Here is a 14,898-nt window from a genome sequence, read left to right as displayed (position 1 = left end):
GACTGGTGCCGCGCGCTCACATGCTCTGGCTCCAGATGTGCGGCCAGCGGCTCGACGCTCTTGCGCCGAATTGGCAGCATTAGCCCTTGGCAATAGCCCTTCAATCCTGATTCACGGTCGTTATGCCCAAGCGCTTCACACAAATGTTCCAGATACGCCTCGAATGACGTCTCCCAGTCCATCATTCCTCACGCCATGGATAAAGAAGTTCCTATAATGGCATGAATTTATTGACACAGTAAGACTAGTCTGAATGCTACCGTGCCGGACTCTGTGCTGCCAGCCGGCGGCACAGTTCGCCGATCTGCTCCACCGCGCCCAGCAGGCGCGGCGTGGGTTCGTTCGCGCAGTTCAACCGCAGGTGGTTCGGCAGATCCGCCCGCGGGGAGAACAGCGGGCCGGGGCTGACGCCGATGCCCAGCGCAAGTGCGCTGCGATGCACCGCCAGCGCATCGACCTGTCGTGGCAGCTCCACCCACAACAGGAAGCCGGCACGCGGGGCCGAGACGCGCGTGCCCTCGGGGAAGCTCACCTCGACCCGCGCGGTGACGGCCCGTACCGCGTCCGCGATGCGGGACCTCAAGCGCCGCAGATGCCGGTCGTAGTCGCCGCTAGCCAGCACGTCAGCCGTCGCGGCTTCGAGCAGCGGCACGCCGGCCCAGTCTCCGGCCTGGCGTGCCTGCAGCACCTGCGGGTGGTAGCGCCCGGCTGCGATCCAGCCGATGCGCCAGCCCGGCGCCAACGTCTTGGACAGCGAACCGCAGTACAGGACATGGCCGCTGCGGTCGAACGCCTTGCAGGCCGGCGGCCGCTGGCCCTCGCCGGCCAGGTCGCCATACACGTCGTCTTCGATGAGGGGGACGCCGGCATGCGCGAGAAGCGCCACGAGCGCTCGCTTGCGCGCGACAGGCATGCTGGCGCCCAGCGGGTTCTGCACCGTGGGCGAGGCCAGCACGGCAGCGGGCCGGTGGCGCTCGATAGCCTCGGCAAGCGGGGCCAGCAGTAGGCCCTCGCGGGGATCGGTGGCGATTTCGAGCGCCTTCAATCCCAGGTCCTCCAGCAGCAGGAGCGTGCCGAAGTAGGCCGGGCGCTCGATCGCCACCACATCGCCCGGCCGGCACACCGCACGCAGGGCCAGGCGCAGCGCCTGCGTCGCCCCCGCGGTGACGACGAGTTCGTCCGGGCCGAAGCGCGCCCCCCACTGCGCCGCCCGTGCCGCGATCTGGCCACGCAAGTCGGCCCGGCCTGGGGGCAAGCTGTAGCTCTGCCCATGCGCGTCCAGCCGGCGCCCGGCCGCCAGCAGCGACCGTTGTAGGGCCGCCGTGGGCAGCCAGGCTGGATCGGGCAGCGCGGCCCCGAGCGGCACCAGGCGGGCATCGGCGCTGCTGAACAGCGAGCGCGCCAGTGCCGACATCGTCACCGGAACGGGGCGCGGCGATGGACGGGACGGCTGCACGGCCTGGCTTTTGGCCGCTTGCCGGACGAAGTAGCCCGAGCGAGGGCGCGCGACGATCAGGCCCTCTGCCTCCAGGCAGCGCAGTGCCTCCAGCGCCGTCGGCAGGCTGACTTGTTCGCGCTCGGCCAGCTTGCGCGCAGAGATCACCCGCTCGCCGGGGCGCAGCGCGCCGGAGGCCAGGGTCTGGCGCAGCATCTCAGCGATACGGCGGTAGTGGGGCGAGGCTGGGGATGAGGAGGAGACGGGCATCGCCATCTGTGCAATCTGGTTTTGGATAAATCTGACTATACAGATGACCCCGTATTCAGCCTATCGTGGAGAACACATCACCCACACCAGGAGCCAGTCATATGCATGCCAGCAACTTCGACGTTCCCAGCTATCTCCGACGCATCGGCTACACCGGCGATACCGTCGCCGATACCGCCACGCTGCATGCGCTCATGCGCCACCAACTGTTCTCGGTGCCATTCGAGAACCTGGATGTGCAGGCCGGTAAGGTCGTTTCGCTGGTACCCGAGGACATCGCCGACAAACTGCTGCGGCAAGGTCGTGGCGGCTACTGCTACGAGGTCAACGGGCTGTTCGCCATGGCACTGGCGGCCCTGGGCATCTCTTACCGCCTTGTCGCCGCCCGGCCGATGTTCTACCCGGCGCGCCGGCCGCGCACCCACATGGCGTTGATCGCCGAGGTCGGGGGGCGGCGCTGGCTGTGCGACCTGGGCTTCGGCAGCTACGGCATCCGCGAGCCGATGGACCTGAACCAGCTCGACATCGACGTCGTGCAGGACTGTGACACCTTCCGGCTCAGCCGCGATGCGTGCGGTGACTACCTGCTAAAGGCGAAGGTGGAAGGCGAGTGGGTGAACCAGTACGGTTTCGACCTGTCGCCCCAGGAGTGGATTGATTTCGTCCCGGCCAACTATCTCAATTCCACCCATCCCGAGGCCATCTTTGTGCAGAAGCTGCTGGTGGTGCTGCACCGGCCGGACGGGCGACTGATCCTGCTGGGCGACGTGCTCAAGACGGTGACGGACGGGCACACCGAGAAGCGGCAACTGGCGGAAGGGGAGATTGCGCAAGTGCTGGAAAACCGCTTCGGACTGCCCCCTTGTGTCCGTCAGTGATGCTGTGAGAGAAGGTGTCCGAGGCATCAAGCAAGCCCACGGCGGGACAAAGTGACACCTGTGGCGACAGTGATCGTCCTCTTCTCAGTCAAGTTGGCGCTGGTTCGAGCTGACGCAACCAATGGCCATTGAAGTCGATGGCTCATTGTGTGGCGAGCACGTTGTCGCCGCGCCGAGGCCAGCATGGCCCAAGTCCGGAGAGGCTCCGAGATACGCCGGCGGTTGATCCCACGGCCGAATCCGCTGCCGAAAGCAGCCGGATACAGCCGGCCCCGGCTGTCCCACAACTCTGCATTCCACCACCGGCGGACTTAGCTTTGAGACAAAGAGTGTCCCGTCCGAACTCTGCGTCGTAACGGACCCCATTGTGCGTCGGGAATCGATCTAGAAATCAGGAGCTTACTGCCGGAACTCGCGGCCCTCTACGCGGGTTGACAAACTTAATACGGACGCAGGCGAGTTGACGCCATTGTTTTGGTGGGACTGTCAATAAAGTCGTCACTCGCGGGCCGGAAGCATTGATCCACGAGGATTCTGGAGTGGCGGAATTATTTTGCTCTACGCTTGGCGGTGGTCGACCGGAACACGGACGGGACGCGCGCGTGGCGCGCTCGTCGGAAGTATTGGGGGGCACGGCGGCGTCCTCGGAAAAATTCAGCGCGCCGAATCCGGCGCCGGCGGCAACTTGGCCAGCAGGTGGTCGAGGAAGCGCGGCACTACGCGACAAAACTCAATGCGCTGTCGCATGTGCGAGCGGTAACCCTCGACCTTCGCCGCCTCGAAATGTCCGCCAAGGTGATACATGCCTGGCCGGTCAATGGCCGCCCGATGTTCGATCGTGACGCGCCCTCAATGACTGTACGGGTTCCCGACGTCAGGATCTGTACGCGAGAGCGAATGGCGGTTGGGGCGACGCGAACGACTCTGAACAGCCTAGACCATGCGTTCGCTGCCTCGCGTCGGACGACAGCTGATGGCCGACAAGCGCCCGCTCGTCGGGCCGCTACACACCGAAGAACGCCAGCCCTGTTAGTACGACGCCGATCGCGGCAGCACCCATCGACAGGTGTTGCATCCATTTCCGCCGCGTGAGAATCGTGATCGCAGCAAGCGCGATCGAGATCTGGATGATGGTAGTGGCCTGCGCCCAACGATGGTGCCGGTGTAGCCGCTCCTCGCTTGCAGCATTGCTCTTCACGACTTCTTGCTCGAGCGCTTCGGCGCGATTGCGGATCGGCTCCTTCTCTTCGCGATACCGCGCCGCGTCTGCTTCGAAACGCTTTCTTTGCGGCGACGCTTCCTGGCTCAAGGCCGCACCGAGCTCGGCTAGATTCTGCTTTTCGCCCTTTGCTTGGTAATAGGCCCACAGGTTAGCTGCCTCGGTTTTCTGGATCGCGGCCTCGTTCTTGTGCAGCAACGCGAAATTCTCGTCCGCACCGCTCTGGTATGCGGAAATCGCGCCGACGCAGGCCAGGACAGCAGTCATCAAAGCGATGCGCGCCGCTCCGTGGTCTTCTCCATGCGCCGCATGGTGCTCTACTGCATGATCGTGCGGGCCGTGAACTTCGAAATCTTCTGGCATAACAAGAACGTTCGCATGAGTTGAAGGGCTTATACGCGGTTCCCACGCACGTGAGGAGCGGGCAGCAAAAGTGGTAGCACTATCGCTGGGTCGCAGCTCAGTTGGGGCAGTCCGTTCGTGCGAAAGTGTGAACGAACGGACAATGGTCTGCGGACCTCACGCTGTTTGAACGCCGACTCCCGCCAAAGGGGCGACGGTTCGACATTGTGCATGAATTGCCACTTCCCAAGTGTGAGTCGACAGCAGTCGACCCTGAGACGACGCTGGGGTTCTGGCGGTTCGAACGGCCGGTTCCGAAGAGGAACTGCCGCCCGAATGTCATGGCCGCGCCGCGAACAAAGGCCGGCTTCTGGCCGGCTATTGTCCGAAGCAGCCTGCCGTGACCGACTCACACGGACGCTGAGCCGATGCGTATGCATCGATCACTTGCAGTTCAAATACGCGACCTGGCGCTCATACCAATCTTGCGGATATCGAAGAAGATCGTCGTCTGATTGGGATGTGTACTTTCCATAGCCGACGAATTCGTAATAGACGCACATCGCCTCCGCATGTGACGATGCCCAAAATGTCCATATCCATTCGCTGCCCGGCTCGTTCAGAGCACGGGCGGCATCTCCGTCCGGTCCATGGGCGATGCATGCGGGAAGAGCGTTGCTGTTGAATTTCGTAAATACTGCTAATGGCGTCCCTTCGTGCGCTAATCGTGTCCGACTATTCCGCTAATGCGGCGCGGCAAAGGTCAAGCTGCGGAACTGAGCAGCCGCAGGCCATTGGCAAGGTGTTTCCACGAGGTGTGCCGAACTCCAAACGATGGTGTTGAAGCGCGGCATAGGCGTGCGCCAAGGCTCAATGTGGACAGCCTCCAACACCCTGTAAAACAAGCACTAAAGTCGCACCCCCGGCTTGGGATGAGTGGTATATTGTTGCGCACGCACCCAATTTGTTGATCATCTGTTACGTGCACGCTATGCTCTTGTCACGAGCGACTTTCCTCATTACGCCGCTCATGAGCCAAATCTGACATTGCAAGCTCTTGAAGGCGCATTAGCAAAATCTTCGCACATACATCCCCCTTTGTTACATGAGCGCAACGCGTGCAGATACGAAAAGAACGTCGCTCTCAGCCTTTGCTGACGGCGCTACCACGAGTTTGCCCGTTAGCAGTATCTGTGGTTACTGTTAGCAGAAACTTCGAACAGCAACAACTGTGGATCACGCTGTTGCTCGCCCCCGTTCAGCTGGGCGTGACCGTCTGATGTGCGGCTTGGCTGGGCTGATTCGCTATGACGGCCAGGCGCTGGCACAGGTCGAGCGGGTGCTCGCCATGCGCGAGCGACAACGGCATCGTGGGCCAGATGGCCGGGGCTTATGGCATGACCAACACGCCGTGCTTGCTCACGACCGTTTGGCTCTACTCGACGCCGAGCATGGCGCGCAGCCGATTTGCAGTGCCGACCATCGTTACGTGCTGGTCTACAACGGTGAGATCTACAACTACGCGGAGCTTCGCCGCGAACTGAGCGCGCACTGGTCGTTCCGCACGAACACCGACACCGAGGTGGTGCTCGCCGCGTATGCGGTATGGGGCGAAGTGTGTCTCCGGCGCTTCAACGGTATGTTCGCGTTCCTGGTGTGGGACACCCATCGTCAACGAGCCTTTGCCGCGCGCGACCGGCTGGGCGTCAAGCCGTTCGTTTACCTGCAACAGGGGGCGGAATTCCTGTTTGCCTCGGAGGCCAAAGGACTGCTGCCTGCGATGCAAGCGCCGCGTGCGAATATCGACGCCGTGCTGGAATACCTGGTGGCGCCGTTCTTCAGCGGCGTGGCGCAACCAATGTTCGATGGCATGGCCTACCTGCCGCCCGGGCATCTGCTACGCGTGGATCGCGATGGCTTGCAGCTATCGCGCTGGGCGCCGGAGATTGCCGAAAACCCAGTTGCCAGGGCGGCCGATATCGCCCACACGCTGCGCGAGCGGCTGGCCGCAGCTGTCCAGCGTAGCTTGATCGCCGATACACCGGTCGGCCTATTTTTCAGCGGTGGCCTCGACTCCACGCTGATAGGCGGCCTGGCGCGAGCGGCAGGTGCGACACCGCCCTGCTTCACCATTCGCTTTGAAGATCACCATCGCTACGACTACGCGCGTTCGCTGATCGTGGCTTCCGATGATCAACCTTTCGCCGAGCAGGCCGCAAACGAGTTGGGCCTGCCACGTGAAGACGTCGCACCGACGCGCTCCGCACTCGCCCAGGATCTGCTGCAATTGGCCACGCAAAACGATGCACTGCCCGCGTGGGAACAGGAGCTGGCGCAACATTACTTGGCGCGAGCCGCCAGCACGCGCCTCAAGGCGGTATTGGTGGGCGATGCCGCCGATGAAACGCACTACGGTTATCACTTTCTGCTCGACCCGCACGCCACCCGTGATCCGACCCATATCCTGCAACGCTTGACCGCCGATCCCTATCTACGGCCCGGCTTGCTGGAGCAACCGTTGCAACACTACGGCGAGGTCTATCGTCAACTGGCGATCGCAGCCGGACACGATTGGCATACGCCCACCTCACGTTTGCGCGCCACGCAATGGCTGGTGCGCCATCGTTGGTTGCAGCGGCTGTTGCATAACGGCGATATCCATGGCATGGCACATGGACTGGAAGCGCGCGTACCCTTCAGCGATACCGAAGTTTTGGACCTGGCTGCCACCATTCCGGCTGAGCTGGCGCTACGTGATGGCGTGGAAAAGGCCATGTTGCGTGAAGCGTCGCGCGGTGCGTTGCCGGAAGCCGTGCGCCTGCGCAGGAAGTCGGCCTTACCCAAGGATCAAGGCAACGGCGAGTCATTGCGCCAGCACACGCTCGAAATACTAGCTACGGACGCCGACCGCATCGCCGGCTTGCTCGACGTACCCCGGCTGCAGCGTCGCTGCGCCGATCCGTCCCCGCTGAACGAGCAAGAGCGCGCCGTGATGTTTCGGGCTTGCTCGCTGGCGCACTGGTCGCGGGTTCACGGCGTGAGCATGCCATGAAATGCTCCGGGTCCCAGTGGCGGCGCTGCACCGTATCCGTTCAATTCGTGCCGGCGGTGGTCGGCACCCGCACGTTCAATCCGGGCAGGTCCGCGAAATCCGCCACGTTCAGCGTCATCAGTGCGTAGCCGTGCTCGATCGCCTGCGCCGCGATCCATAGATCGTTGTAGCGCGGGCGCGGCGAGCGGCCGGCCTGCTTGACCGCGGCGGCCAGCACGCCGAACGCGGCGGCGGTGTGGCGCGTGACGTCGAGCACGGGGCGCCGCTCGAGCTGACGCAGATGGGCCCCCCGCCGCGCCCGCTCGGCGGCGTCGGCGCAGGACTGCACGCCGAACGCCAGTTCGCCCAGCGAGATCGTCGAGATGAACACCGGTGCGTCGCCGGCGGTGTCGATCACGGTGCGCGCGTCGACGGTACCGCCGGCGAGACCGACCCATACGCAGCTGTCGATGATCACGCCCACGGATCACGCACTCCGTCGTCGAAGCCGGCGCGGCTGTCGCGCAACCAGCGGGCCGCATCGTCGGCGCCGAGGCTCTGCGGCAGGCCCTCGAGCGCCTGCGCGGCGTTCATGACGGGATCGGCGGGCACCAGGCGCGCGATCACGGTCTGGTTGCGCTCGACCACGACGGTCTCGCGGCGCTGGGCGACCTGATCGAGGATCTGGCGGGTGTGACGCGCCAGTTCGGTGGCGGTGATGGTGGGCATGGCAGCCTCCTCGAAGCAATGAATACGTATTATACGTATTTTGCGCATAGGAACACGGGTGAATCCAGGCCCTTTGGGGTTTTCAAGCATTAAACGCAATGCCGATAAGCGGAGTTATCGGATGTGGCATTTTTTGCGCTGTCTCGACCAAAAAGCACTACGGCCCTCAATTAATCGCCGCCACGGCCGTTGATAGGTGCATGCCTGGCGGCTCTGCAGGCGCCCCACGCTCGACGACGTTGGATCCGACCGTTGTCGCCCCACCCTCTTCAGGAGTATTGCTGGAACACCGTGATTGCCTTTCAGGAACCGGCGAGTGACGCGAATAACGACGCGTCGCCCGTCCTCGTGCGTACCTACCTCTCGGCGACCTATCTGACGAGAGCCGAACTGATGGCGCAGCAGGCGCATGCGATCGAAACCGGACCGGCGGTCAAGGCAGGCCGAAGTGGGTTTGTAGAGCGCGAGCCCCACCTAGCCTACGCGAGTTCGGCGATCATCATGAGTGCGTTGGCCGTCGAAGCATTCGTGAACGAACTGTTCGCGGATTGCGCGGCCGCCAATACCAGCAACCTGTTTGGCGTGCCCGCACGAGAAGCGCACCAGCTGGCGCAGGTTTGGCGTCACCGTAAGCCCATGCTGCCGCCCAGACACAAGCCGCGGGGCAAGGGTGGCCGCGGCGGCCAGTCCCAACGCAAGCCCTTCGAGATCTGGCCGACGCTCGACAAGTACGACCAGGTGCTGCAGGAATTTCGCCGGCCCCTGCTGGACCGGGAAGCGGAGCCGGTGAAAGCAATGGCCACGTTGCTTCAGCTGCGTAACGCCCTAGTGCACTACAAGCTGGTGGCTCGGACGATGCGTGGACCAGACGACAAATGGCCGCAGAACAAGCTCGAACAGCAACTGCGGCTATATTTCCCTGACGACAACCCGATGACCGGCCTGAACAATGCCTTCATCCCCGACCGGGTGGTTGGACACACCGCCGCCGAATGGAGCATTCAGACCGCTGCCGCGTTCCTTGAGCACATCCGCCTGCGGTTGGTGGTGACACCGCGCATTGGTTATCTTTGGCCAGCGAGAACGCAGCTCCCGTGCCGCTAATACGCAGGCGTTAGGACGCGCGAAAGGACAACCCGGCCGGAGCCGATTCTCGCTGCGATTTTGCCGGTGGAGTTGCTCGCCGGCATGGCATGGCCTTCATGTCCGGTCGGACACATCATGCCGAATTTCTCTACTTTTGAGCCGGACTATTTCTTGGGTCAGGGTCACAGCCGAATGCCAGATGTAGGCCGCCGCGAGCGTAAGCTTTCGCCCGTTGTCCCGAAATGAAGGGCAACATAGCCCTTACTATGTCCCCCTTCATTCCACCGGATCCTGCCTCGGAATGGAGCACTTCGGCGGAGCGCATCGCAGCGCCCTTTCACTGCACAACGGCGCACGTCCTAATTCGCTTCCTGAAGTTTCTACGTAGAAACCGTCAAACTTCCGCGTCCAAACGCGCACCACGCGTCGGTCGCGCCAGCTTGCAAATTCATCCGTCTATCAATGCGCATCAGACGCTCGGTGTGATTCGCGACCGCAGTCAAGCAACACGCACGTCTCAGTCCGATTCGATCGGCAAGCCAAAGTCCGGATTCGCCGCGCCTCTCGACGAACACTAAAAAGAAAAAAATCGCGGCGTGAACAGGTGCTCGGTAAACATCGGCGGCTCACCCGCTCGAAGGCCCTTGCCAGTTGGAGCTTCGACGGATTCCAGCGCACCCCAACGGAACACCCCAGACATCACAATTCATTTAACTTTCCGTGAGGACTTCGACACCGGCCGCCGCCTACGATGGGCGCATGTTTTCAGGACCTGCTTCCAGGAGCCCATCATGCCCACCCGCAGACATCTGCTGTTCGCCGGCGCCACCGGCCTCGCCGCGCTCGCGGCGCTGTCGTCCGCCGGCCGCCGCGCGCTGGTCGGCCGTGCGTTCGCCGCGCCGCCGGCCGGCGCGCAACCGGCCGCCCGATTTGAGCTCACGCTCAGCGACGCCGAATGGCATCGCCGGCTCACGCCCGCCCAGTACACGATCCTGCGCGACGCCGGCACCGAGCGGCCGTACAGCAGCCCGCTGAACGACGAGCACCGGCAGGGCACATTCGCGTGCGCCGGCTGCAACCTCGCGCTGTTCTCGTCGGCCACCAAGTTCGACAGCCATACGGGCTGGCCGAGCTTCTGGAAACCGCTCGACCACGCGGTCGGCACCGACGCCGACGCGTCGTTCGGGATGGTCCGCACCGAAGTGCACTGCCGCCACTGCGGCGGCCATCTCGGTCACGTGTTCGACGACGGCCCGCAGCCGACCGGCCTGCGCTACTGCATGAACGGCCTCGCGCTCGCCTTCCACCCTGCCGCCGCCTGATCCGGCCCCTCCCGACCGACTGGAGAACGCACCATGCTGCTCATCGTCCTTGCCTATCTCGGCGGCGCGCTCACGATCCTGAGCCCGTGCATCCTGCCCGTGCTGCCGTTCGTGTTCGCGCGCGCCGACCAGCCGTTCGTGCGCACCGGCCTGCCGCTGCTCGCCGGCATGGCCCTCACGTTCGCCGTCGTCGCGACGCTCGCCGCCGTCGGCGGCGGCTGGGTCGCGCAAGCCAACCAGGCCGGCCGCTGGATCGCCATCGTGCTGCTCGCGGTGTTCGGCCTGACGCTGCTGATGCCGCGCTTCGCGGAACACCTGACGCGCCCGCTCGTCGCGGCCGGCAACCGGCTCACCGGCTTCGCGCAACGCGACGGCCGGCCGGCCGGCCCCGCGTCGTCGCTGCTGCTCGGCGTCGCGACCGGCCTGCTGTGGGCGCCGTGCGCGGGCCCGATCCTCGGGCTCGTGCTGACCGGCGCCGCGCTGCGCGGCGCGAGCGTCGGCACGACGCTGCTGCTGGTTGCCTACGCGGCCGGCGCGGCGACGTCGCTCGGCGTCGCGCTCGTGATCGGCGGCAAGGTGTTCGCCGCGATGAAGCGCTCGCTCGGCGCCGGCGAATGGATCCGGCGCGGGATCGGCGCGGCGCTGCTGGCCGGCGTCGGCGCGATCGCGCTCGGCCTCGACACGGGTGCGCTCGCGCAACTGTCGACCGTCACGACGGGCGGGCTCGAAACGAAGCTCGTCGACCGGCTCGGCGGACGCTCGAACGGCGCGCCGCCGGCAATGGCCGCGACGGGCAACGCCACCGACAACCCGACCCGCGGCGCGATGATGGCCGCGACTGCCGACGGCGCACAGGCCGGCGGCGGTGCGATGGCCGGCAGCGCCATGATGCGCGCCGCCGGCGCGACGCCGGCGGCACTCCCCGTCGAAGGCACGCTGCCGTCGCTCGACGGCGCCGTGCAGTGGCTGAACTCGCCGCCGCTGACGGCGGCCGGCCTGCGCGGCAAGGTCGTGCTGGTCGATTTCTGGACGTATTCGTGCATCAACTGCCTGCGCACGCTGCCGTACACGACCGCGTGGGCCCGCAAGTACGCGCCGTACGGGCTCGTCGTGATCGGCGTGCACGCGCCGGAGTTCGCGTTCGAGCGCGACATCGGCAACGTGAAGAAGGCCGTGCACGACCTCGGCATCGACTTCCCGGTCGCGATCGACAACGGTTACTCGATCTGGCGCGCGTTCGGCAACGAATACTGGCCCGCGCACTACTTCATCGACGCGCAAGGTCGCATCCGCCATCACCACTTCGGCGAAGGCGAATACGCGCAGTCGGAACGCGCGATCCAGTCGCTGCTCGCCGAAGCCGGTCATCCGCAAGCGCTGAACGTGCCGCTCGGGCTGGCCGGCACGCCCGCGAAGGGCGCACTTGCGGCAGCCGACAACGCGGACGTCCGCTCGCCCGAAACCTATGTCGGCTATGCGCGCGCCGAGGACTTCACGTCGCCGGGCGGCGTCGTGCGCGATGCGGCGCACCGCTACGACGCGCCGGCCCGACCCGAACTCAACGACTGGGGCCTTGCCGGCAAGTGGCAGGTCGGCGCCGAGCGCGCGTCGCTCGCAGCCCCAGCCGGCCGGATCGTCTACCGCTTCCATGCGCGCGACCTGCACCTCGTGCTCGGCCCGGGCGCGAACGGCCAGCCCGTGCGCTTTCGCGTAACGCTCGACGGCGCGGCGCCCGGTGCCGCGCACGGCGCCGACGTCGACGCGCAGGGCTACGGCACCGTCACCGGGCAGCGCCTGTACCAGCTCGTCCGGCAGCCCGGCGCGATCGCCGACCGCACGTTCGCGATCGAGTTTCTCGATCCCGGCGTCGACGCGTATGCATTCACGTTTGGTTGAACCCGGACGCCGCAGCGGACGCCGCCCCACCCCGACCACCGTCTTCCCCAACGCATTCCGAAGGAGCCAACGATGAACCCGACACCCACCCGCGATTCCGCGCCGCGACGGCGCGCAGCGATGCTGCGCCGCATCGGTGCCGTCGCCGTCGCGGCCGCCGCCGTGTTCGGCTACCAGCGCATCGTCAATTCAGCCGAGCCGATGCGCACCGTGCCCGCGCCGACGCTCGACGAAACGCCCGGCGCATCGCACGACGAGACGGCCGTGCTCGCCGGCGGCTGCTTCTGGGGCGTGCAGGGCGTGTTCGAGCACGTGAAGGGCGTGAAGCAGGTCACGGCCGGCTATGCGGGCGGCGCGTCCGAAACCGCGCACTACGCGCTCGTCGGCTCGGGGCTGACGGGGCACGCGGAGTCGGTCCGCATCGTCTACGACCCGACGCAGATCACGTACGGCCGGCTGCTGCAGGTGTTCTTCTCGGTCGCGCACGACCCGACCGAGCTGAACCGGCAAGGCCCCGACGAAGGGTCGCAGTACCGGTCCGCGATCTTCCCGACCACCGCGCAGCAACGCGCGGTCGCGACCGCGTACGTCGCGCAGCTCGGCACCGCGCACGTGTATCCGGCGCCCGTCGTCACGCGCGTCGAAACGTACAAGGGGTTTTATCCGGCCGAGGCCTATCACCAGAACTACCTCGAACTGCATCCCGACGCGCCGTATATCGCATTCAACGACCTGCCGAAGGTCGCCGGGCTGAAGCAGCACTTCCCGGCGCTGTACCGTTCCGACGCGGTGCTGTGGCGTGAACCCCGCTCGTGACCGGTAACCGGCGCGTGGCGGGATCCGGCCCGCCGCGCGGCCGCGCATGACCCGGGCGCACCGCGCCCGGCCCAGGTTGCGCCGCATCAAGGAAACCCCGCGCGCCGTGCCGGGGCAAACCCGCATCGCGTCCGCCGCGACGGGCAACTTCGCGTAGACTTCTCCAGATCCCCGCCGCTTCTTGCGGTGCTCGGCATCCCAGTCCAGCCAGGAGGCGTGACGCATGCGCGCAGTACCTTTGCATGACAGCAACACCCTTGGAGAACCCTCCTCCGGCGCGACCGTGCGCGATCTGCGCCGCGTACCGATTCATCCCGATCACTGGTACCCGCTCGCGTGGTCGCGCGAGCTCAAGCGCGGCAAGACGCTCGGCTTGCGCTTCGCCGGTGATCCGATCGTGCTCGTGCGCACCGAGTCAGGCGCCGTGTATGCGCTCGAAGATCGTTGCGCGCACCGCCAGGTGCCGCTGCACGCGGGCGTCGTGAGCGGCGAGACGCTGCGCTGCTGCTATCACGGCTGGACCTACGCGTGCGACAGCGGCCAATGCGTCGACGTGCCCTACCTCGGCCGCGAGCGCTTGCCCAACGGCGTGCGCGCGTATCCGTGCCGCGAGGCGCACGGGCTGATTTTCGTATTTCCCGGCGACGCGACGCTCGCCGACGAACGGCCGTTCCCCGCGCTCGAATCGGTGGACAACCGCACCTACAAGACGCGCCGCTTCGGCCGCGAGGTCAAGTGCCACTACTCGTTCATGCACGAGAACCTGATGGACATGAACCATCAGTTCCTGCATCGCAAGCAGATGGGGCAGATGCGCGCGCGCTCGGTGGGCCGCCGCCGCGGCGACGACTGGGTCGAGGTCGACTACACGTTCGCGCGGATGGAAGGCAAGCAGCCGGTCGGCGAGGCGCTCGTGTTCGGCGCGAGCAGGAAGACGGCCGAGCAGTCCGACAAGAGCGTGATGACGGTGCGCACCGGCTACCCGTACCAGACGCTGCAGATCCGTTCGAGCGAAGGCACGCTCGTGATGGACCTGTGGATCGTCTACGTGCCGCTCGACGCCGAGCAGCGCACCAACCGCACGTTCGGCGTGCTGTCGATCCACAAGCCCGGCATACCGTTCGCACTCGATCTCGCATGGCCGCTGCTCGTGTGGTTCACCGAGCGCATCTTCCGCGAGGATCGCTGGATCGTCGAGCGCGAGCAGGAAGCGCACGATCGCCAGGGCGCCGACTGGAACCACGAGGTGTTTCCGGTCATCAACGAGCTGCGCGACCTGCTGCGCCAGTGCGGCGCGCGCACCGTGATCCCGATCCACGACGCGCGCGACGGCGCGTGATGCGGGCGACGCTTGCTCGCCGCGGCGCGCCCCGTTACAACCGGAACGCGCCCGGCAGCAATGCGTGCGCCGTCGTGGCCTCGACCGCCCCTTTCAGGTTGCCCAGGATCACTTCGAGGTCGGGCGTGCCGATCTCGATGATCACCTGACGGCACGCGCCGCACGGCGCGATCGGGCCGTCCGTGTCGCCGACGACCGCGAGCCGCGCGAAGTCGCCCGGACGGTAACCGGCGGCGATCGCCGAAAACATCGCCGTGCGTTCCGCGCAATTGCACAGTCCGTAGGACGCGTTCTCGACGTTGCAGCCGTGGAAAACCGTCCCGTCGCGCGCCTGCAGCGCCGCGCCGACCTTGAAGTGCGAATACGGCGCATACGCGCGTTCGCGCGCCGCCCTGGCCTGTTCGATCAATTCGTCCCGTTCCATCGCGATGGTGCCTCCAGTGGTGTGCCGGGATGCATCGACGCAGCCGCATCGCGGCCCGCACGATACTCCCGTGATGTAAAGCGGCCGCCGCGGCCGGCACGTTCCCCCGTG

At 65.7% G+C, this 14,898-nt stretch carries 13 protein-coding genes; 7 read left to right on the top strand and 6 right to left on the bottom strand.

What is annotated here, in order from left to right; all coding sequences use genetic code 11:
• The coding region (locus BFF94_RS35540; protein WP_219140408.1) for a transposase at nt 1–182 on the bottom strand (182 nt) is incomplete at its 3' end.
• Nucleotides 183–256: 74 nt separating this feature from the next.
• Nucleotides 257–1,705 carry an aminotransferase-like domain-containing protein gene (locus BFF94_RS35535; RefSeq protein WP_219140409.1) on the bottom strand — a complete coding sequence of 483 codons (1,449 nt, stop codon included), beginning with the start codon at nt 1,703–1,705 and terminating at the stop codon, nt 257–259.
• A 101-nt stretch (nt 1,706–1,806) separates the two neighbouring features.
• On the opposite strand from BFF94_RS35535, the gene BFF94_RS35530 reads away from it, so the two are divergent.
• Complete coding sequence (locus BFF94_RS35530) at nt 1,807–2,583, top strand: arylamine N-acetyltransferase family protein (protein WP_128843638.1); 777 nt, start codon at nt 1,807–1,809, stop codon at nt 2,581–2,583.
• Between the two features lie 1,003 nt (nt 2,584–3,586).
• Here BFF94_RS35530 and BFF94_RS35525 read toward each other — a convergent pair.
• Nucleotides 3,587–4,165, bottom strand: coding sequence for a DUF4337 domain-containing protein (locus BFF94_RS35525; RefSeq protein WP_128843639.1), 579 nt, complete (start codon nt 4,163–4,165; stop codon nt 3,587–3,589).
• A 1,258-nt stretch (nt 4,166–5,423) separates the two neighbouring features.
• On the opposite strand from BFF94_RS35525, the gene asnB reads away from it, so the two are divergent.
• Nucleotides 5,424–7,196: an asparagine synthase (glutamine-hydrolyzing) gene (asnB, locus tag BFF94_RS35520; protein ID WP_128843640.1), complete on the top strand. Its 1,773-nt coding sequence runs from the start codon at nt 5,424–5,426 to the stop codon at nt 7,194–7,196.
• 40 nt (nt 7,197–7,236) lie between these two features.
• On the opposite strand, the gene BFF94_RS35515 is transcribed toward asnB, so the two are convergent.
• Nucleotides 7,237–7,659 (bottom strand): type II toxin-antitoxin system VapC family toxin, encoded by a 423-nt coding sequence (locus BFF94_RS35515; protein WP_219140407.1) that lies wholly within the window; start codon nt 7,657–7,659, stop codon nt 7,237–7,239.
• Nucleotides 7,650–7,904 carry a type II toxin-antitoxin system Phd/YefM family antitoxin gene (locus BFF94_RS35510; protein ID WP_128843641.1) on the bottom strand — a complete coding sequence of 85 codons (255 nt, stop codon included), beginning with the start codon at nt 7,902–7,904 and terminating at the stop codon, nt 7,650–7,652. Before BFF94_RS35510 ends, BFF94_RS35515 begins: the two co-directional genes overlap by 10 nt.
• 291 nt (nt 7,905–8,195) lie before the next feature.
• Between BFF94_RS35510 and BFF94_RS35505 the strand changes: the two genes are divergently transcribed.
• The 5 genes from BFF94_RS35505 (at nt 8,196) to BFF94_RS35485 (ending at nt 14,363) form a co-directional block, all read left to right on the top strand.
• Entirely contained in the window at nt 8,196–9,008 is an 813-nt protein-coding gene (locus BFF94_RS35505; protein WP_128843642.1) for a hypothetical protein, read from the top strand.
• A gap of 773 nt (nt 9,009–9,781) precedes the next feature.
• Nucleotides 9,782–10,312 (top strand): peptide-methionine (R)-S-oxide reductase MsrB, encoded by a 531-nt coding sequence (gene msrB / locus BFF94_RS35500; protein ID WP_219140406.1) that lies wholly within the window; start codon nt 9,782–9,784, stop codon nt 10,310–10,312.
• 33 nt (nt 10,313–10,345) lie between these two features.
• Nucleotides 10,346–12,208 carry a cytochrome c biogenesis protein DipZ gene (locus BFF94_RS35495; RefSeq protein ID WP_219140405.1) on the top strand — a complete coding sequence of 621 codons (1,863 nt, stop codon included), beginning with the start codon at nt 10,346–10,348 and terminating at the stop codon, nt 12,206–12,208.
• 72 nt (nt 12,209–12,280) lie between these two features.
• A complete protein-coding gene (gene msrA / locus BFF94_RS35490) occupies nt 12,281–13,024 on the top strand; it encodes a peptide-methionine (S)-S-oxide reductase MsrA (RefSeq protein WP_219140404.1) in 744 nt (247 codons plus the stop codon).
• A gap of 223 nt (nt 13,025–13,247) precedes the next feature.
• Nucleotides 13,248–14,363, top strand: coding sequence for a Rieske 2Fe-2S domain-containing protein (locus tag BFF94_RS35485; protein ID WP_128842431.1), 1,116 nt, complete (start codon nt 13,248–13,250; stop codon nt 14,361–14,363).
• A 34-nt stretch (nt 14,364–14,397) separates the two neighbouring features.
• Here BFF94_RS35485 and BFF94_RS35480 read toward each other — a convergent pair whose 3' ends face one another.
• Complete coding sequence (locus BFF94_RS35480; RefSeq protein WP_128842430.1) at nt 14,398–14,787, bottom strand: cytidine deaminase; 390 nt, start codon at nt 14,785–14,787, stop codon at nt 14,398–14,400.
• Between the last annotated feature and the right edge of the window lie 111 nt (nt 14,788–14,898).

Origin of the sequence: Burkholderia catarinensis, from assembly GCF_001883705.2 — a bacterium.
Classification (GTDB): domain Bacteria; phylum Pseudomonadota; class Gammaproteobacteria; order Burkholderiales; family Burkholderiaceae; genus Burkholderia; species Burkholderia catarinensis.
Note: the sequence above shows the minus strand (reverse complement) of the source record. Positions and strands in the feature narration are given on the sequence as shown.